Genomic DNA, 22069 nt, shown 5'->3' with positions numbered 1-22069 from the left:
ACGGCTTGGTGCTACACATCACGCATGGTTTGCTTGATTTGTATCCCTACGTGTGAAGATAGACCAAAAGTCGCGTCGAGGCAACGGGTTGATGGGATGGAATTGGGTAAATCTGCGGGAAGGGCCGTGGGTGAAGGGAATATTTTTGCTGATAAAAAACGCGCCCCAAGCCGTGGGGCCGGGGCGCGCGTGTGGTCCGTTATGCCTTGGGGCAGGCAAAGCCGTAGGGGCACCACTCGCAGTGCCGTCCGGGCCGCGCCTCGAAGCGTTCGCACGCGCTGAGGTGGCGCAGCAGAAAGCGCACCGCCGCTGGCGTCAGGTCCGTGATGACGGCTTCGCGCAGGGCGTCGTCGGCCTTCTTGGCGTTGAAGAGCGGGTTCTCCGCGCCTTGGGAGCGCAGTTCCACCCACGCGGCGTTGGCGGGGAGGGTGCCGGTGGTTTTGGCGTAAATGGCGCAGTACAGCGGCAACTGGATGCTGGGCAGGCGGTCTGCAAGGTGTGGCAGGGGGGAGTCGTCTCCCGGCTCCCATGCGGTCACGCGGTCCCACAGGTCGTCATCCGTCCACAGTCCGTGGGCAGGCACGCCCATGCCGCCGGTCTTGTAGTCAAGGATGAGCACGTCGCCGTCGCGCTCGTCCACGCGGTCAAAGACGCCGTTGATGAGAACGGAGGTGTCGTCCACCTCAAACGGCGTTTCAAAGCGGTCCTCCAGCTTGAGGATGGTGGTCATGCCCTGCCCGGCAAGGAAGCGCCGCAGGCGTTCGCGCCCGGTGCTTTCCAGGGCGGTGCGCATGTCCCACGGCATCTGCGAGAAAAAGGCCGACGCATGGAGCTGCTCTGAGAACAGGGCCATGAGTTCTTTGGCAGACAGCGCGCCGATGTCCGTTGGCGTTCCCACATAGGGCGTCAAAAAGCTTTGGAGGACGCCGTGCACAAGGGTGCCAAGCTCCGCCGGGTCGCCGTCCTCGCTGACCTCGTCCACAGGGCGCAGGGGCGTGAGCACCTGATAAAAGAAGCGCACCGGGCACCGCAGGTAGGCGTCCAGCCGTGAGGCGGAGATGGACTTGGTCGCCAGCATGCGCTCCAGCGCGTCCTGAATGGTGGCGGTCTTTTCAATGGCATGCTCCGCTGTGGGGATGCCGCGCACGGGGAAGGAGACGGTCTCCAGCGGCGGCGCGCCGCTTTCGATGCGGTGGCCGCGCTTTTTTTCCTCCTGCCACAGCAGTTCCTCCACGAACCGGCTGCGCACGCTTTTGCCGCCAAGGGGACCTGCGCCGTCGGAGCCGCTCTGGTAGTAGATGCGCACGCTCTTTGCCCCGGCGATAAGGCGGTGGAAGTTGTGCGCGGAGACAAGGCTCCGGTGACGGCCGTCCGGGAGGTTCAGTTCACGCCGCAGCGGGTCCGGTAGCAGCGGGTCGTAGGCGGGCGCGCCGGGGAGCTTGTCGTCCGTGGCATCCACAATGTGCACGGTGGAGAATTTCAGCAGGCGCGATTCCAGCATACCCAGCACCTGCAGGCCCGTGAGCGGTTCCGCTTCAAAGGGCACGCGCTCGCGCCGGATGAGCTGGCGCAGGATGGAGAACAACACACTGCGCGAGGTTGGGTCATGACTAATGGCGCAGTCCGTTAGGTCCGGAATGGTGCTTTTGACAAGGCGGAACAGGCACTCCGCGTCAATGGGGAAGCGGTGCCATGGGCCTGCGCCATCCTCGGGCACCAGCACGGCGGCCACGCCGAGCAGGGCGTCGCCAAGGCCTGCAAGGTCGCGCACGTGTTCAAAACGCGTCAGGCAGGCGGTGAGCACGTCGCGCAGGCAGGCAAGCTGCACGTCCTTGAAGTGCTGGTCCGCGTCCTCGGGCCATGCGTCCGGCTCCGGCGTCCAGTCCAGCGGATCTAAAAAGGTGCCGCCCGAGCGGATGGATTTTTCAAAATGCCGCAGAATGCCGCGCATGGGCGCGGTGTCCCCCGGTTCCAGCATTTTGAGGTAGGGATGCCGCAGCAGCGCGACAACCTCGCGCCAGTAGTAGCGGCCCGGCCCTTGCGAGGTCTCCTGCAGGCGCAGGATGATTTCCACAAGGCGGTGCACGCTGGAGTGCGACAGCGGATAGCCCATGGAGACGTTCACGTCCTTGACGGGCAGGTGGTGCAGCACGGGCATCAGCGAGGCGGTGTCCGGAATGACCACGGCGGTGTCGCGCGGCTCTGCGCCGGTGAGGGTGTCCTCAAGGGCGCTGAGCTGCGAGTGCAGGTCAAAGCCCTCCACAAAGGACAGTTCCGGCTCCGCGATGGGCGCGGCGGATTCCCGGCATTCGGGGATGGCGCCCCAGCGCTCCAGCCAGCGCTGATGCTCGCTGCACGTCCAGTGGGCTTGATCGGGAAAGGTTGCTAGCTGCGGGTCCGTGTGCAGTACCACATCCGCCCCGGCGTGCTCCCACATGGCGCGGAAGAGCGCGTCCTCGGTGCCCGTGGTGGCGTAGAAGCCCGCAAGGATGATGGTTTTGCCGTCCATGAGCCGCGCCGCCTCCTCGCCGCGCTCGGCCACATAGCGGGCGTCGCGCCCCGGCGTGGTCCAGCCGCGCTCGGTCAGGCGGGCGTCATAGGCCTCGTGAATGCGGGCCAGATGTTCCAGCAGGGCGGCGGCCATGGGCTGCACTTCCGTGGAGAGGTGGAGCAGGTTGCGCGGCGTGCGGGAGTGGCGGAACAGCTCCTCCAGCAGTTCGGCAAGGCGCGCGCCCCATGGGAAGAAGCGCTCGCGCTCCACGGGCAGTTCGTCAAGCAGACCGCCTTCGGTTTGGCGTAGTTCGGCCACCACGTCATAGAGCAGGCCCGCCCGGTCAAGGAGATTCACCGTGCGCAGGGGGCTGGGGTCCAACTGGTGGCGCAGGTCCGTTATCCAGTCGTTCACGGACAGGGCTTCGGGCAGAAAGAGCGGCTTGGGCAGGCTCTCGTCGGCGCAGAGCAGTTCCACAAGGTGGCGGCGCGGGCGCTGATGCGGAAAGACCACCACGGCGCCGCGCATGTCGCCGCCGGTGCGCTCCACAAGAATATCGCGCAGGGCGGGGATGAAGTCCTGCCGCCAGTCAACAAGGATTATTCGGGACATGCGGCGCCCTCGGCGGTGAAGGTCTCTTCGCTCAGGACGGTGATGCCCTCGGCCTTGCACAGAGCCGCAAAAATGCCGTCACCGGGGATGAGCGTGCCGGAGAAGGTGCCGTCGTAAATGCGGCCCGCCCCGCAGGAGGGGGAGCGCATTTTAAGGACGGCGGTGCGGCATCCGGCAAGGCGGGCAAGGCGCAGGGCCTCATGCGCCCCGCGGGTGAAGGCGTCCGTGACATCCTCGCCGCCGTCGGTGACCACGCGCCCTTCGCGGCGCTCCGAGCAGGGGCGGGGCGTGGGCAGGCCGCCCAGTTGTTCCGGGCACACGGGGATGGCGCGGCCCTGACGCACCAGTTCCACCACGGCGTCGCAGGCATTGTCCTTGCCGTCGTAGCGGGTGGCGCACCCGGCAAGGCAGGCGCTGACGATGAAGATTTCAGTATCAGGCATTGGTCGGCTCCTGACGACGCGGGCTGACGTCGACTGTGATTTTGCGGTCCAGATAAATGATGGTGCCGTGGTGGGGCGCGGGCAGGGCGTCCATGGCCGCCACAAGGCGCAGATAGCGGCGGACCTGTTCCTCGTGCGCCGGGTCTGGCGCGCCGGTTTTGTACTCCACAACGTGGGTGCCCTCTGGGCCTGTAACCAGCAGGTCCGGGCGGTGTTCGTTGCCCTCGGCGTCGAGGATGGGGCATTCGGGCGCGCCATGCTCGCGCCAGCCGAGGAAGCCGGGCACGGTGACCACCCAGCGCAGGATGTCTTCGGCCTCTGCCGTGATGGCGGAGCGGGCCTCTGCGCCAACGGGCAGGATGTCCGCATGCGTTGCCACGGCGCTTTCTGCGGCGCGGCGGGTGGCGGCGTCCATGTCGTCCTCAACGCGCAGACGGTCGAGGGCGGTATGCATGAGGGTGCCGCGTGCGCGTTCGTCCCATGTGCGCCCGGCGAGAAGTTCCTCGTGCGAGAGGTCGTCCTCGAAGTGGCGGTGAATCTTGAGGCGCGGCAGCCACGCCATGGGGCGCGCCGGAGTCTCGGCGGTGTGGCGGTCCTCGGCGGACAGGGGCGCGATGTCGCCGCCTTCGGGCTGGGAACCGGCAAGGGTGTCCGGCAGGGGCGCGTCCGGGATGCGTGGACGCACGCCGTGCTCGCGGAATTCCGCGTCATCCGCCGTTTGCCACAGGTCCGCGCCCACAAGGGCGTCCACGCCCTTGACGAAGGGGTAGCCCTGAAAGCGTTTGGTGGACGTAAGCAGGCAGTAGAGTTCTTCCACCGGGCGCGTCCACGCCACGTACAGCAGGTTCAGTTGCTCCTGCATGACCTTGGCGGTGTGGTTCCAGTACAGGTCGTCCAGCTCCTTGCGCAGGTGGACCAGCAGGCGGGTGGCGCCTTGCTCAACGGCCACAAGCTCGTTGCGCGGGTCCGCGTTCCAGTGGTGGAAAGGCACCACGCAAACGGGAAATTCCAGCCCCTTGGACTGGTGGATGGTCATCACGCGCACGGCGTCAATGCTCTCCGGCAGGGGCACTTTTTCCTCGCCGCCGGACTGCGTCCAATACTCAAGGAAGGCAGACAGGGATTGCCTGCCGGATTCCTCGGCGGCGTGGACCACTTCCATAAACCGGCGCACAAACAGCTCGTCCTGCGGGTGGCGCTCGATGATGTGAAAGTGCGCGGCCACTTCACGGACCATGTCGTAGGGGCTCATCAGCCCGGCCTGCTGCTGGAAGGGCGCAATGTGCCTGTCCCATGCCTCGGGGAAGGCCTCGCGGAAGCGCGGGAACAGCGGGCCGCGTTCGCAGGTGGCCAGCCAGTCCGTCAGGGTGTCGATGTCCAGCCCCGTGTGGCGCAGGAAGATTTCATGCCCGGAGACAAACTCCCACAGGGCGAGGTCGTCAAAGGGATAGTCAAGGAAGGTCATCAGCGCGGCAAGCTGGCGGATGATGGGGTGCTCGGCAAGGCTGAGGCTGTTTTCGGTAATGACCGGAACGCCCCATTCAATGAGCCAGCGTGACACTTCCGACGCCTCGGCGTTGGAGCGTACCAGCACCGCCACGTCGGAGCACGGACGGCGGCGCAGTAGGTCGCCAAGAAACATGTCGTGCAGGCGGTCGCGCACGGCCTCGAAGAGTTCGGCTTTGTCGTCGCGGAAGACGCGCTCAAGGCGCACGTAGCCGCCGGACCCGGCCTTGGGCGGGGCCACTTCCTGCGCGGTGCCGGTAAAGGCCGTGATGAGGTTTTCCGCAAAGGCTTCGCGCGCGTGCTTGGGCGCGCCGTCCTGCATGGCGTTTGCCACAACGCGCGCCGTGGCGGGGTCCGCCAGCCGCTCAAAGACCTGATTGTTGAAATCGACAATGACTTCGCTGCTGCGCCAGTTGCGGGGCAGGGTGGCTCGGGTGGCCTCCACCATGGCCGAAAGCTCTTCGTCCTCTGGAATTTCGTCAAACAGGCGGGCGTCGCCGCCGCGCCAGCCGTAGATGGCTTGCTTGACGTCGCCCACAAAGAACATGCCGCCGCCCTTGGCGACGCATTCCGTGGTCAGCGGGCGCAGCGCCAGCCACTGGTCGCGGCCCGTGTCCTGAAATTCGTCAATAAGCATGTACATGAGGCGGGTGCCCATGCGGCAGTAGGCATCGGGCACGCCCGTTGCGTCGTCCAGCAGGCGGTGGGCAATGGCGGGGCATTGCCCATTAAGGAGCACGCCGGAGTCTTCCTCCAGCTTTTTCAGCCCATCCAGCAGGCGGTCCGCCAAGGGGATAAAGGGCGCAAGGTTGCGCGCGCTCTCAAAGACCGGGCGGAGGTCCTTATAAATGGTCCACGCGGTTTGCAGCGCGGCAAAGGCGTCCTCCGCGGCGTCCGGCACGCTGTTTTTGGCGGCTTTTTTGACGCAGTCCGCAAGGCAGTCCTTGTGGATATAGGTGGACTTGGGGACATCGTCTCGTTCCGTGTGGGCGACGCATTTGTCCAGAAATTTGGCAAAGTTGGCCAGCACGTCCACGTTGTGCTCCGCAATGACCTCCTGCATGGAGCGGGCGGCATCCGTAAAGCGTTGGCGGTGGTCCACCACCACATCGTGCAGGATGCGCGGGTCCGTCTGGAAGGGCGCGGGGTCGCTCAGGCGGTAGCGCAGCACGGCGGTGAGGCGCTCGCGGAAGCTCTGGCACAGGTTGAAGCCGGGCTTATTCTCCATATGGAGCATGGCGCTCAGGGCGTCGCGGATCATTTGCTGTTCATCCTCGCCGCCGTCCTCGGCGCGGGCGGTGAGGCCGTCGAACAGTTCCGCAAAGACCTCGTCCACGTCAAAAATCACGTCAAAGTCCGGCGCGACGCCGATTTCCAGCGCAAAGATGCGCATGAACATATTCAGCAGGCTGTCGATGGTGCGGATGTTGAGCTGGTGGTAATGGCGCAGGATGCGGGTGAGCCACAGTGCGGCTTCGCCCTTGCTCCATTCCCCAGCGGGGCCGCCCGTTTCGCCGAGGGCGCGGTCCTTGAGGGAGGAGACCACGCGCTCTTTCATTTCCGCGGCGGCTTTGTTGGTGAAGGTGACGGCCATAATTTCGGACCAGCCGTACCCTTCGCCGGGGACAGCGCCGCACGCGGCGGGCACGCCGTCGCTGGCCTGCTGGAGCAGGCGCAGAAAGCGCGAGGTGAGTTCAAACGTCTTGCCGGAACCGGCGGAAGCCTTCACTTGTACGAGCATAGCGTCTTTGCGGATGCGGGTTGTGGGTGCGTCCGGGCGTTAGTCCGGGAGGGGCGCTTCGGCGCGTTTGCCGTCGAGGATGATGAGGATGACGGCGCCGAGGATGAGCGCGCTTCCCATATATCCCATAATGCTGAAACTTTCATCCCACCATACGAAGGCGATGGATGAGGCGACAACAGGCTCAATGGTGGCGGCAATGGACGCCCGCGTGGCCTCCAGATGCTTCAGCCCGGCGTAGTAAAAGGAGTAGGCGAGGTAGGTGGACAGGATGCACACCGCAAAAATGGCCGCCCATGCGCCGGGGGTCTTGTCGTGAAACTCCACCATGGGGAACAGCACCAACGCGCCGACGGGCAGGCCGTAGAAGAACAGTTGCGGCGTGGTATAGCGCGGCATGAGGCGCTTTCCGAAAATAAAGTACATGGCGTAGGTCATGCCCGAGGCGATGCCAAAGACAATGGCGGTGACGGACAGCGTGCCCGCGTCCGCGCTGGAGAAGACGCCGCTCACACCGGCCACGCCCACAAGGGTGGCGGCCACGGCGGCGACCTTGGCAGGCGTCATTGTTTCGCCCAGCACCAGCCACGCCATAATGGCGACCCACGCCGGGGCGGTGTACATCAGCACGCAGGCCATGGCCGCGCCGCCAGCCTCAATAGCCAGCTGATACACGCCATAGAACGCCGCAACGCAGATTAGCCCAAAGGACAGCACAGCCAACCTGTCGCCACGGTCAATGCGCAGGCTTCTGCCGCGCAGGGCTTGGAAGGCGAAGGGAACAAACGGGATGGCGCAGCGCCAGAAGGCGATTTCCAGCGGCTGCACGCCATAGGAGAAGGCATATTTGGCCAGCGGGCCGGTGATGCCCCACAGCGTGGCGGCGATGATGACGTAGAGGTAGCCTTTCGCGGTCATTGGTCTTTTCCGGGCGTAGAGGTTCACAAGGTGCGGTCATCCGTCTGCGTTGGCAAACGGGGAACCATGCCTTTGAAGCCGGAGAAAAGCAACCGGGAAGACGTCCGGCGCGAAAGGGAAAAAAGGAGTGCGCCAGACGGCGTGGGTGGATGGAAAAGCCGGGGCGGTGGGGACTATTCTTCGATGCGCTTTTTGCCGCCAAAGATGGAGTCGAGGCCCTTGCCTATGCCTTTGCCGATACCCTGAAGAACGTCCTTGCCGATGTCGATGGTGCCCTTGCCCACATCGCCGCCGATGTCGAGGGCCTTTTTGCCCACATCCAGCGGGCTGGTGACAAGGTTTTTGAGGAACGCCGTCTTGTTGAGGGAGAAGGACGGGTCCGTGACCGGGCCGCTGATGCTAAAGGGCACGCTGGGCAGGGCGGAGATGCTGATGGCGGTGTTGTAGTCCACCCAGTTGCGCGACAGGTCCAGCGTACCGTTGCCCACGCCCTTGAGGTGCGGGGCGGTGAGCACGGTGTCGTTGGTGGAGACCAGCCCGTCGCGGACCTTGAGGCTGGCGCTGAGGCTCTGGAAGGGCTGCTGCTTTTCGATGTTCTTTTTGGTGCGGTTTTGCGGGTCGTGCTGCGCCGCTGCGGCCCGCACCGGCTCCGGAATAATCTGGAAGCCCTTGAACACGCCGTCGCGCAGGGTGACTGCCGCCACGCCGTCGAGGGTGCGGCTGAGGGTGGACCAGTCTTCCCCCGTGCCGGAAACATCAAGGCTGGCGGTGGTGGTTCCCGTCACGTAGTCCTTGCCCGCAAACTCCGTAAGTACGGAGCCAAGGTTCAGCCCGTCCACGTTGGCCTTCAGGGAGGACGTGGTGGTGTCCGTTCGCATATCCGTTGTGAAGGCCGTTTGCAGGCGGCCACCAAAGGCCCCGGCGGAGAACGGGTTGATGCGGATGAGGCCGTCAAGGGCCTGCACCTTCACCTGCACATCGTTGAAGCGCAGCTTGTGCACCTTGAGCGTGCCGACCTTGAGGGAGCCGTCCACCTTGAGGGAGCGCAGGAACGCTTTGTCGATGCCTGCACCGTCGCCCTCGGCGGAGGTTGCGTTTTTACCGCCTGTGGATGCTTTCCCGTCGCCGTCCTCCTCCTGCGCAGGAGGCAGGTAGCGGTTCACATCCAGCGCGTCCGCCACAAGGTTGAACGCCACGTCCGGCGTGTCAAAATCCCTGACGCGGGCGGAGCCGGACAGGGACGTGTCGTCCAGCACAAGGTCCAGCTTTGGCACGTTCACCGACGTAGGCGTAACCGAGGCGGTGATGTCCAGCTTAGCGCTTTGCAGCGTGGTGGGGTCTGCGGTTTCGGGCTCCGGCAGGTCCAGCGTGCGCAGAACCTGACGCGGGTTGAATTGCTTGAAGGACAGGTCCGTGTCCACCTGCGGCGTGGCGTCAAAGTGCTTGATGTCCACATTGCCCGTCACGTCCAGCCCGGCGGCCTTAAGCGCCAACTGTTCAATGGAAATATTGCCCTTGTTCAGGTCAATCATAATGTCGGCGGAGACGGCGGCTTCGATTTCCTCGCCGGGGATGTCCTCTCCTGCCACGGCCAGATTCAGCGAAGCGTTCTTGAGCGTATGCCGGGTGAAGTCCGGCGAGACTTCGGCCTGCGCCGCAAGGCGGACATCGCCGCTGAGGGCGGGCTTGTTTGCCGCCGCCGTGGTGGCAAAGGTAAAGTCAAAGGGACGCCCCGGCGCAAGGGGACCGGTGCTGAATTGCAGGCTGCTCAGGCGGTAGCTGTCGCCGGTTGTGGCATCGTCCCACGCGATGCGGGCGTTATTCAGGGACACGCTGCCAACGGCAAGGGAGGACACAGGAAGCGCCGGACCGCCCGCATCCGTCTGCGGGGCTGGGCTGGCTGGTTCGGCAGCGGGAGCCGTCTTCTTGGCCTGAAGGTCCGCCCAATTGGTTGCCCCCTTGGCATCGCGCGCAAGGTGCAGGGACAGGCCGTCAACGTTTACATGCTTGACGTGGACGTCCTTACTCAACAGCGGCAGCAGCTTCACCTGAATAGACGTATGCGCGGCCTCGGCAAACGGCGCCTCCCCAAAGCCCTGCGCGTTGGACAGCGCAACCGGCCCAAGCTCTACCCCAAGCCACGGGAACACGGACAGGCCGATGTCACCATTGAAGGTGAGCGTTCTGCCGGTGTGCTTGTGCACAAGGTCGGCTATTTCGTCCTTGTAGTCGTTGGGATTCAAATAAATGGGGGCCAGCACGGTTGCCAGGGCGACGAGCGTAACGAGCACCGCCCCGATAAGGCCGAAAATGATAAAGGTCTTCTTCATGATTAAGCCTCACTGCCGGAGGAAGTTGTGCCGGAGATGCGCATGGGCGTGTGAGCAATGGGGAGTGGGCAAGGCGCCGCCGACATACCGGCGCAAGGTGCCAGCGCGCGTGCGCGGGGCATCACTCCAAGGAGACCTCGACGGTGAAGTCCCCCTGATCCGTGGAGAAGGGGATGGCGAGGATAGGTTCCTTGGAAATGTGGGTGATGGTGTGATTCGTGCCCATGATGACCGTGGGGATGCCGCCTTCAAACGTCATGCCCACTTCGGCAAGGCCCTTGCGCGCCTGACCGGAGATCATGTTGGTGATTTCGCCCACGGCGTCGCGGATGTCCTGCCCCATTTCGGTGATGGGTTCGCCCAGCATGTTGCTGACGATGGTCAGAATGCTTTTTTCCGTAAAGGTGACGGAGATGGTGCCGTTGCGCTCACCGGACATGCTGATGACGCCGGTGACGTCTCCCATGGCGACCGTGTCGCGCTTGATGTAGGGCTGGCCGGATTTAACCTCGATCATAGCCATGGTCGAGATGACGCTTTTTACTGCGGCCAGGAACGGTTTAACTATTCTCACATCGTCCTGGATGCTCATGTGCTGTTTCCTTGCTCGGTTGTGGGAATGATTGGGAGTCCATTAAATGTACCAGCCATGCGTGGTGGAATCAATGACCAGAGCGTTTCTGGTGCGGCTTTATCGCGCGTATGGCGGTGGTGGGCGGCCAAATGCGTCGCCAGTCGTTATTCGGCGTAAAACAGGGTTCGCGCCAAGGCCCGGATGCTGGCCGGGACCGATGACCACGTGGCCACCATGCACGGGATGTCCGTCTCTGCAAGCACCGCGTGGGGCATGTCCAGCGCAGCCGCAACCACGGGCGCCTGCGCACCCGCCTTTTGCACAAGGGCGCGGAGAAAGGCAACCTGTTTCGGGGACTTCCCCGTCTTGCCAATGAGTACAACGATGGGGCGTTCGCCTGCCCGCGCCGCCACCGTGGCGGCGTCCTGTTCCGCCGGGCGCGCGGGAATGCGGATAAGGCATGTGCCGCTTGGGAACGCCTTTAGAATATCGTCAGCCGTGGCAACGCCCTTGGGAAGGACCACCACCGGCGCGGAGTCTTGGGGCAGGGGGAGCGCATTATGCGTGTCCCGCAGAATGCGGGTTCCGGCCAGAGCAATGGCGTCCGCGGCGCGGCGGTTGCCCAGCGTGCCAACACGGCGCACGGCGGCCTTGGCATCCACCAGCCGTGGCTGCAACGCGCCAAGCTGCGCCTTCACGTGCAGGATGCGCCGGACAGATGCGTCCAGCCGCTGCCGCGATATATCCCCCCGGCGCGCGGCGCGCAGGACCGTGTCCATGGCGTCCAGCGCCTCATGTGGCGAATGCCCCTTGTCCGCGCCAAAGAGCAACAAGTCCGCCCCAGCCTGAAAGGCCCGAAGCGCAGCATCGCCCGCACCAAAGGTGTTGGCAATGGCCCCCATGCCGAGGGAGTCGGTCACAACAAGGCCCGCAAAGCCTAGCTGTCCACGCAGGACGTCCGTCAGCACCCGGCGCGAGAGAGTGGCCGGAACATCCGGGTTCGGCTCAAGGGCGGGGACGGCAACGTGTGCGGTCATGATGGCCGGTGCCGACTGGGCCAGCTCCCGAAACGGGGCCAGCTCCACGGCGTCCAGCCGCTTACGTGGGTGCGCCACGCGGGGCAAGTGCAGATGGGAGTCAAATCCCGTATCCCCATGCCCCGGAAAATGTTTCAGCACCGGCAAGACACCGTGCTCCATTGTCGCCTCCATGGCCGCGCGGGCCATGGCCGTGACTTGCGACGGCGTGCCGCCAAAAGAGCGTACCCCAATAATGGGATTATCCGGATTGGAATTGACATCCGCGTCCGGTGCAAAGGTGACATTGATCCCCACCGCGCGCATTTCCTGCGCCATGATGCTTGCCGCGCGCGCCGCATGGTCCGGCGAGCCGCTGGCCCCGATAGCCGCCGCGGACGGCAACACGGTGAAGCCATTCTTCAGCCGCACCACAGGGCCGCCTTCCTGATCAATACCAATCAGGAGGCCGACGCCCGCACCAGATTTCGCCGCCATGCGCTGCGCCGCATTGGTCAGCCGGGCGACCTCCGTCGGGGTGCCAACATTGTCCGTAATGTCATACAAAATAATGCCGCCAGCGTGGCGGCGGGTGATGGCTTCGCGCAGCAGCGGCGCATTTTCGCGCCCCTCAAACCACACCATAAACAACTGCCCCACCTTTTCCTCAAGGCTCATGCGGGACAGCGTGGCGTCCACAGTGGACTGCGCCGCGGCGCCTCCCACACGAGGCGCCCAGACAAGGACAGCACACAGGATGAATGTCAGGAAAAATCGTTGCATGCGCCAACAATCTGGAAAAGCACAGGGTTCGTCAACCCCCTTTGGCGTATTCCCGCAACGTCGTTTTAGGAACTGTTAAACACGCTGTGTGGTCCAATATGGTTGTACAATGTCAATGTGCAATATGTGTATAGCGCCTCATTGCTCGTGTACTGTCTCTGCTGCGCGTTGCCAGTTTGGCGGTAAAAGAAAATCTCCTAATGCGCTGGTATGCTTTTGTATTGCTTGAATAAGTGTTGTGTTTTCTTTTTGTGGGGGTATAGTGGAGGCGTCCCCCGGTGGTGCTCGGAGGTGAACCATGGAATACAAGGAATCCGATCTGCCCGTTGAGATTCATCACGGGGAGATACTGACCTTAGACGACGGGACGGCCTTGCGCTTCGAAAGCAACGGCGAAGCCAAGGATGTCTTCCTAGGCGATGCCTGGTCCCCAACCGTGCAACTGTTTCCCGCCAACGAACATACGTTCGAGGCCGGAGGCAAAACCTTCAAGCTGACCGCCCTGTTCGAAGACGCGCTTAAGGTTGAAAAAGCCTAGCGCCCTGAACTCTTTACCTCCCGGGGGAAGAGTGAAGGCCCGCCGCATCGCGGCGGGCCTTTTTTTGGGTGCCATGCGATGGGCCGGGTCGTTACGCCGGGTTCGAGAGGGTGCCTCCGGCGGCTTAAGGGCCATGGGCCCTTAAGAATCCCGAGGTTTTCGGGCTGGAAGCCAGCCCGAAAAAAGGGGTCGGGTGGGTATGCCCTTTACGTGGGTCCAGTTGCCCGCGTGGGCGTGGCGCCGTTGTCGGGGCCAGATAGAGGCCGCGTGTGCGGGACGCATTACTGGCGTATAAATGGGATTGTTAAGGGCCCACGGCCCTTAACCCGCCGGAGGCTTTTCCCTTTGCCGGGTCGTGTCGAAGTGCCGGTGGCTCTCTTTATTTTCCTGTACCTCGACGCCCTCGCTTGCCGGGCAGAAAGGTCCGGCTGAGGAAGGAGGGTGAGAGGGCGAGCCATGGGCGGCGGATGAAGGCATCTGGGAGGAGGTGGTACCAGCGGTAGCCGAGGCTGTGAAAGTAGGTGCGGGTGTGCTGGGCGAAGCCGGTTTCGTCGGCGGCGCGCAGGGCGGCATCGCGTTGGCAGCGGGAGTGCGCGACGTGGTGCACGATGCGCGGATGGAAGCCGAAGCGCTCGAAGGCATCGCGCAGACGCTGGTATTCGCGATAGCGCGTCATGGCGTCGGCGGCGGCGAGAATGCTGACGCCGAGGGTGGCGAAGGCGGAGACCCAGAGGAGGACGGCGAGGGCGACGCGGCCATGGGCGATGGCGTCTATGGCCTCGATGCCGCTGAGGCACGAGAGGAAGAGGAAGACGCACTTGGTGGCGTGGGGGAGCGGTGTCGCCCGAACGTAGGAAACGCTTCGTCGCCAGAGTCGCATCGTGGTGAGGGTTAGCCGGTGGTGCCGGTGGGCGGCAGGGACTGCGAGCCGGAACGGCGGCGCGTCCCGCGCAGATGTTTCAGAAGCAGGGCGGCGTCGACGTGCGCACTGCGCAGGGGCGGTCGAACGTCCACGAGGTCGGACGGCACGGGATACATGGTGCCAAGGCGTCGCGGGCCGTGATGGATCTTGCGGCGGTAGCGTTTGCGCATGATTTGTTTGACGCTCCACAGGGCGCGGGTGCCCACGGGGTCGTGAGCGAGGGCGGCGGCGGAGTCCGGATTGCGGAGCACTTCGCCGACGACGTTGATGCTGAGGGCGAACATGTCGTGAAAGTAGGGCCGCACGCCGGTAGGGGCAAGATGTCGCCGGGCGATGTCGAGGGAATGACCGAGGCTTTTGCGCTCGGTCAGCCGCAGACTGTTGTGCACGAGGTGCTTTTTGAGCACGAAGGGGAGCTTGGTGCAGCCCATGGCGGCAAGCAGGGTGACGTCGGCTTCGGCGTTTTGACGGCGCAGCAGGCGGCGGGCCTTGCGCTTGTCCCAGCGCACAAGGTTGTCCGCCAGCATTTCCGTATAGACATGACTGAGCTTTCCGGCCATGGGCATGGCGGAGAGCATGTTGGGCACGTAGTGATTATGGGCGATGGTGTCCGCAGCAAGGTGCGACAGATAACCCAGCGCGTAGGCCTGCACCTTGGGGCTGGGCGCGGAGGCACGCAGGGTCTGGGCGACGTTCCAGTTGTGACTGTGCGTTGGGTGTACGGTGGAGCCTTTGCCGACGAAGATGTCGGCGCTGAGCGCGCCGTATAGGAACGAGCTGGGGTACGTCCGCAGCAGTTCCGCAACAAGGGGCGGCAGCAGGGACAGATTGCTCAGAAAATACTCGCCAATGGCGATGTGCACGCCGGGTCCCCACGCCAGTGCGTCGCGGTCCGGATAAAGAATGACGCCAATACAGGCGACAAGGGCCACAAGGGCCTTGGCGAAATGAGTGTTGCGCATCCCTATACAATAGCCATAGGTGAGCCCTTGTCAATTCGGGGTGTAATGACCTGAGATGCTTGGTTTTTCGTGCGATTTTGCGCGTGCTGGGGTGCGGGCGCGGAAGAGCGGAACGAGGCTCCTAGGGCGATTTGTGTGGCGCGGCGCGCTGTTGGGGGCTGTCGCCGCGCGGCTCGACGATGACCACAAAAGCAAGGGTGTCGCCAAAAACCTCGTAGAACGTGGAAATTGTGTAGTGCGAGGGCGGTTGGCGAAGGCCGATGACGACTTGAACCTGCCCGCCGACGCGGCGGTAGGCGCTGGTGAGGCGCGTGAGATGCTGGCCGTCAAGGTCTTGCTGTGCGGGGGCATTCCAGCGGTCTACGCCGGTGACGTCGAGCACGATGCGCGGCTGGGCGCCATCGAGGACGGTGAGTTCAGGGATGGAGACGTCTGGGCCGTGAAATTTCATGGTGACGCGCTCCTCCTGCGCATGGGCGGCGCAGGGGATGGCGGCACAGAGGGTGAGCACCAGAAGCAGCGTGGCGAGGCATCGAAGCATATGTCACCATAGGAAGAAGCGGTGTATGCGGCGGTGGTCTGTTGAGCGTTTGCAGGCCGCTCTGTGGGAGCGGCGGTCGCGTGACGCGGAGTTGTCTGTCCTGCCCGCCCGGTGAGTGGCGGGCGGGCAGGATGTGCTACTTGTGTTTTCCGCTAAAGCACGACGGCATGTACATGAACTGGCCCGTGGACTCGAGGACGGAGCGCCAGTAGTCGGAATCCGTCTTGATGGTACGGCGGCTGGTGGTGACAAGATGCAGGGGCAGATGAATGTAGTGCCCGCGCATCTTGCTGATGACCATGCCGGTTTTGCCCGCCATGGCGGCGTGTACCGCGTGCTGGCCGAGGAAGCCGCAGTAGACGCGGTCGTTGGCGTTGGCCGGGACCGAGCGGATAATATAGCTGGGATCGATGAATTTGAGGGTAAGGGGCAGGTCCTTTTCCTTGAAGTGTTCACCGATGCGGTTGCGCAGAATGGTGCAGATTTCGCCAAGGATGGGGTTGCCGGAGGCGTCGGTGTCGCCGGAGGTTTCGCACAGGTCCTGCCCTGCGCCCTCGGCCACGACGATGACGGCATGCCCGCGCTTTTCAAGGCGCTTCTCAATGGCATCCAGCAGGCCGCCTTCGCCCTCCAAGGGGAAGGGGGCTTCGGGAACGAGGACGAAGTTGACCACCTTGAGGGCAAGGGTGGCCTGCGCGGCGATGAAGCCGGACTCGCGTCCCATGAGCTTGACCATGCCGACGCCGTTGTAGGCGCCTGTAGCCTCGGTGTGGGCGCAGTCGATGGCGAGGGTGGCGGCCTCGACGGCGGTGTCGAACCCAAAGGACTGATAGACGAAGTTGATGTCGTTATCGATGGTCTTTGGGATGCCGATGATGGAAATTTTGAGTTTACGCCGCGTGACTTCCTCAAGGATGCTTTCGGCGGCGTGCATGGTGCCGTCCCCGCCGATAAGGAAGAGGACGGAAATATTCATGCGCTCCAGCGCGTCCACAATTTCCTCCGGCGGCTGCGGCCCGCGTGAGGAACCGAGCATGGTGCCGCCAAACATGTGGATGTCCGAGACGGACTCGGGGGTGAGTTCCTCGATGGGGTGGCCGTACTTGGGGATGAAACCCTCAAGGCCGTAGCGGATGCCGAGGGTTGCGGCCACGCGGTAGTTGTGGTGCGCCTCCATGACGATGGCGCGGATAACGTCGTTGATCCCTGGGCACAGTCCGCCGCAGGTGACGATGGCGCATTTGGTCTTGGATGGGTCGAAATAGGTGTGCTCGCGCGGGCCGGCGAGCTCCAGCTTGAGAATTTGGTTGGGCGCGGTGCCGTGGTCCAAATCCTGCGCGATGTTGATTTCCGTGGTGGCGGAGTCGTCCGTGAACCGGCAGTAGGGCATGTTGGACGGTATTTTTGCCGGGCCGAGAGTGGGAATCTTGGTATCCAGACGCTTGCCGCCTTTCTTGGACGTCGGCATGAGGGGTGTTCCTCCGGGGTTGCCAGTGCGTGGCCAGACGTTGGCCTGCTTGTGTGTTGGTCGTGGGCGTCTTGTTTCTGTCTAGCATACTCCGCGTGCTTGGAAAACTCCGGCGCGTCCGGGAGTGGAAAAAAGCGCATCCGGGGCGCGGCGCTTGCGCGTCCCCGGATGCGGATACGTGGCGTTACGCGGAGCTACTCGGCGTGGCACTGCTTACAGCTGGTGGGGCCGTAGGGTTCCTTGGCCTTGCGCTTGATGCGGTGACAGCCGAGGCAGCTGCCCTCGGTGCTGGCATGGTAGGACCGGTAGTAGGACTGCTCGCCCTTCTTGTCCGGGTACAGGTCATGACAGCCCGAGCTTTTACACTTCATGATGTCGGAGGAGCCGTCCCACGTGTGGTGACAGGCTGTACACTCCAGGTCGCCGTGGCTGGCGTGGGGGAAGACCACCGGGGGCTTGGTGGCTTTTTCGCCATCAGGCACCATCATGGTGATGGGGTCCTGCGGGGCTTCCATCCCGGCAAAGGCCGGGGCGAAACACAGGCCCACAAGGGCGAGAATGCCCATGAAAAGAACAACTGTGCGCGACATGTAAACCTCCGTTCTGTACCATAAAAGGTGAATGCGTCATAAAACAGACAAAGAAACGGAAATCCCGGACACAATATCAGCAAGCGGTTACTCCGTGCAAGTGCAACTATGCATGAATCCATTCCTTTTACCAGAGGTGGTACAGAGAGGCTATGCCCCAAAAGTCCGCGCCGCAGAAGCGCTTTTACCCCAGGGCCGCATCGGCGTAGTGGAAGCCCGCCCACTGATTGATGAATTCCGCTCGTCGCCGTATCGACGCGTGACACGCGCCAAGGGTTCGTGTAATCCGGTGGGAACCATCAGGGAGGATGTATGCATATTTCCGAAGGCGTGCTGACGGCCCCGGTTCTGCTTGGCGGCGCGGCACTGACAACCCTTGGTACGGCGCTTGGCCTGCGCGCTGTGGATTACGACAGACTGATGCGCGTGGCCATACTTTCCGCGTTCTTTTTTGTTGCCTCGCTGGTGCATGTGCCGGTGGGGCCATCCAGCGCCCACCTTGTCCTCAATGGCCTGCTGGGGCTTTTTTTGGGCTGGGCGGCCTTTCCTGCCATTCTTGTGGGGCTGACGCTTCAGGCTGTGCTGTTTCAGTACGGCGGCATTACCACCCTTGGGGTCAATACCTTCACCATGGCCGCGCCTGCGGTGCTGGCGCACTATGTGTTCCGGCGCTTTGTGACGCGTCCGGGCGGGTGCCGTGTTGCGGCATTTTTGTGCGGCGGGACGGCTGTGCTGGGCGCTGGGGTGCTGGTGGCTGTGGCCCTTGCCCTGTCCGGTGACGCACTGCTTCCGGTGGCGCAGATGATTCTTGTGGCGCATCTGCCTGTGGCCGGTGTTGAGGGCGTTATTGCCGCTCTGACCGTGTCCTTTCTGCTTCGGGCGCGTCCGGAGATGCTGGCGCCACTGCACCGGCATGGGGCGTTGTAACCGGGCGGGCCTTACCGCGTGCTTGGTGGCATAGGCAAGGTGGTGTGCTACGTTCTTCCGGTGAAATTCAGCGGCGACGCTATGCTCCATCCTGTTGAAAAAACAGGCTTTGGGCCTTGGGCAACTTCGTGCTAGGGTGCGTTCACGGCAGGTCGTCGGGACCGCGTGGACAAGTCAGACCCACAGTAAGGAGTGAGGCATGGGAACGGAACAGGGACTGCCGCTGGAGGAGTTGAACAAGGATCAGCTTCTGGAACAGCTTGAAGGTGGGCTGTATTCGCTCATCACCGAGAATCCGAAGTACGAGCAGCTGGCGCAGATGGCTATAGCCCTTGGCATCAAGGACTTTGTGCGCAACACGTATAGCGACGCCGCCGCTGATGACATTGCCGATGTGTTTGCCGATGGCGAGACGGCGCTGGTGCGCTTTGTTTCGTTTGTTGGCGAGCGTGGTCTGCTGGACCTTGACGGCGACGACGAATAGCCCCGGCCGCTGCGCGCGGGGCACCATCCCGCCGGACCTGCTGGGTGCCGGCGGTACGGGGCGGCCTGTGGGGCTGGCCCTTTTTCAGTAAATGACGCTTTCCGTCCGTATGGGCGGGAAGCGTTTGTGTTTTGTGGGGGGGGCTAGTCGTCGGTCAGGGTGTAGCCCTTGGCCTTCATGCAGCGGCGGACAAAGGCGTCCTGCTCCTCGGCTGTTCTTTCGGATTGGTGCCAACTGCCGTCTTCGGCCTGTTCGTGGGCGGCGTCCCAGCGGCAGTTTTCCAAATCGACATTCAGGTTCCGTTCGCCTTTGGGGTGGGTGTAGTGCTGGCCGCCGCATGCGGCGAGCAAAAGGGTGCCCGCAAGGGCGAGGGACAGGGCAAGGTGCTTGGTCATGGGGCCTCCGCTGTGATGCAGTGTATGGATGCTCGCTTGTCGTATAACGTGATGCGATTGTTGTAAATACGACGAACACCCCGCCGGGGCGGGGTGCTCATGATGGGGCGTTCTTTTCATCCGGTGTGCGTCGGACTAGGTGTTGGTATTAAAGACGGTGCCCTTGCCGACGGTTGCCGCCTGCAGGACATCCTTTTGGAAATCATAGTCCGAGTTGCTTCCTCCGCCAAAGGGCTTTGCGTTCATGAAGTCGAGGGTCTTGGTGACGACCTGTGCCCCGAAGGTCGTCTTGTCCACGGGGGCGAGAGGGTTGGGGGAGGAGGACCCGGATTGGTTCATGTAATCCAGCGTTTTGGAAACAACCTGTGCGCCAAAAGTCTGCCGCGCCATCTTGGATGCCGCGTTGCTGATGCTGAAATTGGACATGCTCGTCCCTCCCCGTTTGCAAGACGAAAACAACGCCTTATCTGCTCTATCGGCAATTGCGCGGGGAGCTTTAGCCCCGGCGCGCAGGGAAAAGGGCGATGTGCGGAGGCCACGCACCCTGTACACTGAGCGAGAGCGCGCCGCAAACGGGTGCAGGCATTGTGTCCTCGAAAAAGGTGCGCCTGTTGCGGTGGCTTGGGTGCAGGAGGGAGGGGCTATTTGGAATTGGTGCAGAGGGAGTGCGGGGCTGCCGCGGGCGGATAGTCGTTGACTGGGGCAGAGGATTGGACGGCGTGGATAAGGTCGTATTTTGTGTAGGGTTTGATGAGGTACCCCGCAAAGCCGGCTTTGTTCTGCCTGCTGATGTCGTGCCGCGCAAAGGCGGTGACGGCGATGATGGGCGGACAGTACCGCTCGCCGGCATCCCGGCGGATGTGGGTGGCGGCCTCTATGCCGTCCATGACGGGCATCTTGATGTCCATAAGGATGACATCAAAGACCGCCGCGTGGGCGGCCTCAAGGGCCAGCATGCCATTTTCCACGGCCGTGACGGTATGCCCCTCGTCTTCAAGAGTAAGCCGCGCGCTTTCGCGTGTGATGCATTCGTCCTCAACCAGAAGAATGTGCATTGCAACTGCCTGTTTATTCAATGGGAAAAGAGCATACTACGCCGCTGTCGAGTACAGATGGATGGGCCATCGTATGAGGCGGGAAATAACCTGTCAAGAGGGTTTGTTAAACCAAGGCGGTCCGTTGCGGATGCGGGAAGTGCGCATGCGTGCGTAACGAGCAGGGCGTCCCCGAAAAAGTGGCGCGTCGCAGGCGTTATTGAGCGTACAGGGTGAAAGGGGCAGTGTCTTTCAAATTTTACTGGTCAAATGTTTGGAGAAGGTTGTAAGAAGAAGGAACGTCTATTCCAAACATATGGAGGCATTGCATATGGCTGTTGTCATTGATGAAGAAGCATGCATGGGTTGCGAGTCTTGCGTGGAAATCTGTCCTGATGTCTTCAAAATGGATGATGATGGAGAGAAGGCCATCGTCATAAAGCCCGACAGCACGGACGAATGTGTGGAAGAAGCCATTGATTCCTGCCCTGCGGAGGCCATTTCGCAGGAGTAGGAGCGGATTGTTACGTCTGTCATGAAAAAGGCCGGGGAAACCGGCCTTTTTCATGTGCTGTAAAGATGGTGCGCGAGTGTTGGGACGTGGCGCGGGCTACTCCCCCTGCGCGACGAATTCCGCCACCCTGTCGTGGTCCTCGGGATAGCGCAGGCCGTTTGGCGTTACGATGATGCTGGGGCGCATCATGTCGGAGCGCGAATCCTCCAGCGGCAGGATAATCCAACCGCTGTCGCCTTCCTTGCCGACTACCATGTCTCGTTCGTCGTCACGTGCGGTGCGCCACGCGCGGGCGATGCTTGCTTTCAGGTCCATAAGCGTCGTGTATCCTGCTGATTTGGTAATGGTGGTGTGGGCTTGGTTACTCGGTCTTTTCCATAATTTTACGCGCTTCGTCCAGCCCCGGGTCGGCCTCCAGAGCGCGGCGGGCGTACTCGTAGGCGTCGTCGCGCTTGCGCCATGCGAGGTAGAGCTTACTCAGGTTCAGCAGCGTGCGGGGATGGTTGCCGAACTGGCGCAGGGCGTCCTTGTAGACGGTTTCCGCCTTGGCGTATTCCTGCATGCCCAGATAGGCGTTGACGCAATGCTGATAGGCGGCGGCGTCGCTGGGGAAGCGGGCGCGGCTGTCCTCCAGTATCTCTGCGGCCTCCACAAACAGTTCGGCGTCCAGCATGCGTTTGCCCACATCGGTGATGACGCCGGGCGTGTCGCCGTATTCATCCACCACCCGCCGCAGGTAGGACTTGGCGCGCGGGGTTTCTCCGGTGCGGAAGTATTCCTCGGCATGCGCCAGATATTCCTGCCGTTTTTGGTCCATGGCGGCGCGGGTTTGCTCTTCCTTTTCGCGCTCCAGGTCTTCGATGCGGGTTTGCAGAATATCCAGCCGGTTGACGATAAGGGCCGGGTTGCCGTCGTACTTGATGTACGGCCTGACGCGCATGTGCATCTTGGCCAGAATGTCCAGAATGCCGGGGTTGGTGCTGAATGTGCCGCAAAAGTCCTCCAGCATGAATTTGAGCTCAATCTTTTGCTGCCCGTAGAGGTTGCGGCACTTGGGCACGGTTTGGAACGCGGTTTTGGCGGCGGCAATAGCCTTTGTGTAGTCCTCTTTCTGCAGGGCGTGGGAGGCGCGGGCGATGTTGCGCCGGACACGCTGAAACGGGGTACCTTGTTGGCCTTGGAGCATGACCTTTCCTCGGCTGATGCGGTTTGGTCGCCTGCCGTGCCGGCCGCTGCGGCGACAGTCTGTATCCCAGAGACACCCTGATGGCAACGCTCTT

At 62.9% G+C, this 22069-nt stretch carries 21 protein-coding genes; 4 read left to right on the top strand and 17 right to left on the bottom strand.

All coding sequences use genetic code 11. The features are described 5' to 3' along the window. Positions 1–199: 199 nt before the first annotated feature. The 7 genes from ACI3L3_RS00345 to ACI3L3_RS00315 all read right to left on the bottom strand — a co-directional run bounded on the left by ACI3L3_RS00345 (position 200) and on the right by ACI3L3_RS00315 (position 12414). The gene (locus ACI3L3_RS00345) at positions 200–3103 is read right to left on the bottom strand and encodes a PD-(D/E)XK nuclease family protein (protein ID WP_404843106.1); all 2904 of its coding nucleotides are present in this window, start codon (positions 3101–3103) and stop codon (positions 200–202) included. Continuing rightward, positions 3091–3546, bottom strand: a complete 456-nt coding sequence (locus ACI3L3_RS00340) for a DUF523 domain-containing protein (RefSeq protein ID WP_404843105.1) — start codon at positions 3544–3546, stop codon at positions 3091–3093. Before ACI3L3_RS00340 ends, ACI3L3_RS00345 begins: the two co-directional genes overlap by 13 nt. After that, on the bottom strand, positions 3539–6793 hold the full coding sequence (locus ACI3L3_RS00335) for a UvrD-helicase domain-containing protein (RefSeq protein WP_404843104.1): 3255 nt from the start codon (positions 6791–6793) through the stop codon (positions 3539–3541). The genes ACI3L3_RS00340 and ACI3L3_RS00335 overlap by 8 nt, the downstream gene beginning before the upstream one ends. 39 nt (positions 6794–6832) lie before the next feature. Continuing rightward, positions 6833–7711 (bottom strand): DMT family transporter, encoded by an 879-nt coding sequence (locus ACI3L3_RS00330; protein WP_404843103.1) that lies wholly within the window; start codon positions 7709–7711, stop codon positions 6833–6835. Positions 7712–7884: 173 nt separating this feature from the next. Continuing rightward, positions 7885–10041 carry an AsmA family protein gene (locus tag ACI3L3_RS00325; RefSeq protein ID WP_404843102.1) on the bottom strand — a complete coding sequence of 719 codons (2157 nt, stop codon included), beginning with the start codon at positions 10039–10041 and terminating at the stop codon, positions 7885–7887. A 121-nt stretch (positions 10042–10162) separates the two neighbouring features. Next, on the bottom strand, positions 10163–10633 hold the full coding sequence (locus ACI3L3_RS00320) for a chemotaxis protein CheX (protein WP_404843101.1): 471 nt from the start codon (positions 10631–10633) through the stop codon (positions 10163–10165). A gap of 146 nt (positions 10634–10779) precedes the next feature. Further along, positions 10780–12414 carry a glycoside hydrolase family 3 protein gene (locus ACI3L3_RS00315; protein ID WP_404843100.1) on the bottom strand — a complete coding sequence of 545 codons (1635 nt, stop codon included), beginning with the start codon at positions 12412–12414 and terminating at the stop codon, positions 10780–10782. A 298-nt stretch (positions 12415–12712) separates the two neighbouring features. Between ACI3L3_RS00315 and ACI3L3_RS00310 the strand changes: the two genes are divergently transcribed. Continuing rightward, the gene (locus ACI3L3_RS00310) at positions 12713–12952 is read left to right on the top strand and encodes a hypothetical protein (protein ID WP_404843099.1); all 240 of its coding nucleotides are present in this window, start codon (positions 12713–12715) and stop codon (positions 12950–12952) included. Between the two features lie 379 nt (positions 12953–13331). On the opposite strand, the gene ACI3L3_RS00305 is transcribed toward ACI3L3_RS00310, so the two are convergent. The 5 genes from ACI3L3_RS00305 to ACI3L3_RS00285 form a co-directional block, all read right to left on the bottom strand. Next, positions 13332–13832: a hypothetical protein gene (locus ACI3L3_RS00305; RefSeq protein ID WP_404843098.1), complete on the bottom strand. Its 501-nt coding sequence runs from the start codon at positions 13830–13832 to the stop codon at positions 13332–13334. An 11-nt stretch (positions 13833–13843) separates the two neighbouring features. Continuing rightward, on the bottom strand, positions 13844–14836 hold the full coding sequence (locus tag ACI3L3_RS00300; RefSeq protein WP_404843097.1) for a zinc dependent phospholipase C family protein: 993 nt from the start codon (positions 14834–14836) through the stop codon (positions 13844–13846). Positions 14837–14957: 121 nt separating this feature from the next. After that, positions 14958–15377: a hypothetical protein gene (locus tag ACI3L3_RS00295; RefSeq protein WP_404843096.1), complete on the bottom strand. Its 420-nt coding sequence runs from the start codon at positions 15375–15377 to the stop codon at positions 14958–14960. Between the two features lie 136 nt (positions 15378–15513). Further along, on the bottom strand, positions 15514–16845 hold the full coding sequence (locus tag ACI3L3_RS00290; protein WP_404843095.1) for an ATP-dependent 6-phosphofructokinase: 1332 nt from the start codon (positions 16843–16845) through the stop codon (positions 15514–15516). Positions 16846–17039: 194 nt separating this feature from the next. Further along, a complete protein-coding gene (locus ACI3L3_RS00285; RefSeq protein ID WP_404843094.1) occupies positions 17040–17435 on the bottom strand; it encodes a cytochrome c3 family protein in 396 nt (131 codons plus the stop codon). Positions 17436–17747: 312 nt separating this feature from the next. Here ACI3L3_RS00285 and cbiM point away from each other — a divergent pair, with 312 nt between their 5' ends. After that, a complete protein-coding gene (gene cbiM / locus ACI3L3_RS00280) occupies positions 17748–18362 on the top strand; it encodes a cobalt transporter CbiM (protein ID WP_404843093.1) in 615 nt (204 codons plus the stop codon). A gap of 199 nt (positions 18363–18561) precedes the next feature. Beyond that, a complete protein-coding gene (locus tag ACI3L3_RS00275; protein WP_404843092.1) occupies positions 18562–18846 on the top strand; it encodes a hypothetical protein in 285 nt (94 codons plus the stop codon). A 143-nt stretch (positions 18847–18989) separates the two neighbouring features. On the opposite strand, the gene ACI3L3_RS00270 is transcribed toward ACI3L3_RS00275, so the two are convergent. The 3 genes from ACI3L3_RS00270 to ACI3L3_RS00260 all read right to left on the bottom strand — a co-directional run bounded on the left by ACI3L3_RS00270 (position 18990) and on the right by ACI3L3_RS00260 (position 20296). Further along, positions 18990–19241 carry a hypothetical protein gene (locus tag ACI3L3_RS00270; protein WP_404843091.1) on the bottom strand — a complete coding sequence of 84 codons (252 nt, stop codon included), beginning with the start codon at positions 19239–19241 and terminating at the stop codon, positions 18990–18992. A 135-nt stretch (positions 19242–19376) separates the two neighbouring features. Continuing rightward, positions 19377–19667, bottom strand: a complete 291-nt coding sequence (locus tag ACI3L3_RS00265; RefSeq protein ID WP_404843090.1) for a hypothetical protein — start codon at positions 19665–19667, stop codon at positions 19377–19379. A 215-nt stretch (positions 19668–19882) separates the two neighbouring features. Continuing rightward, positions 19883–20296, bottom strand: coding sequence for a response regulator (locus tag ACI3L3_RS00260; RefSeq protein WP_404843089.1), 414 nt, complete (start codon positions 20294–20296; stop codon positions 19883–19885). Between the two features lie 310 nt (positions 20297–20606). Here ACI3L3_RS00260 and ACI3L3_RS00255 point away from each other — a divergent pair, with 310 nt between their 5' ends. Beyond that, on the top strand, positions 20607–20789 hold the full coding sequence (locus ACI3L3_RS00255; protein ID WP_404843088.1) for a ferredoxin: 183 nt from the start codon (positions 20607–20609) through the stop codon (positions 20787–20789). A 96-nt stretch (positions 20790–20885) separates the two neighbouring features. Here the strand turns inward: ACI3L3_RS00255 and ACI3L3_RS00250 are convergent, their stop codons facing one another. After that, positions 20886–21104 carry a hypothetical protein gene (locus tag ACI3L3_RS00250; protein WP_404843087.1) on the bottom strand — a complete coding sequence of 73 codons (219 nt, stop codon included), beginning with the start codon at positions 21102–21104 and terminating at the stop codon, positions 20886–20888. A gap of 46 nt (positions 21105–21150) precedes the next feature. Then, a complete protein-coding gene (locus ACI3L3_RS00245) occupies positions 21151–21975 on the bottom strand; it encodes a tetratricopeptide repeat protein (RefSeq protein ID WP_404843086.1) in 825 nt (274 codons plus the stop codon). Between the last annotated feature and the right edge of the window lie 94 nt (positions 21976–22069).

Source organism: Desulfobaculum sp. SPO524 (assembly GCF_044987625.1).
Taxonomy (GTDB): Bacteria; Desulfobacterota; Desulfovibrionia; order Desulfovibrionales; family Desulfovibrionaceae; genus Desulfobaculum.
Note: the sequence above shows the minus strand (reverse complement) of the source record. Positions and strands in the feature narration are given on the sequence as shown.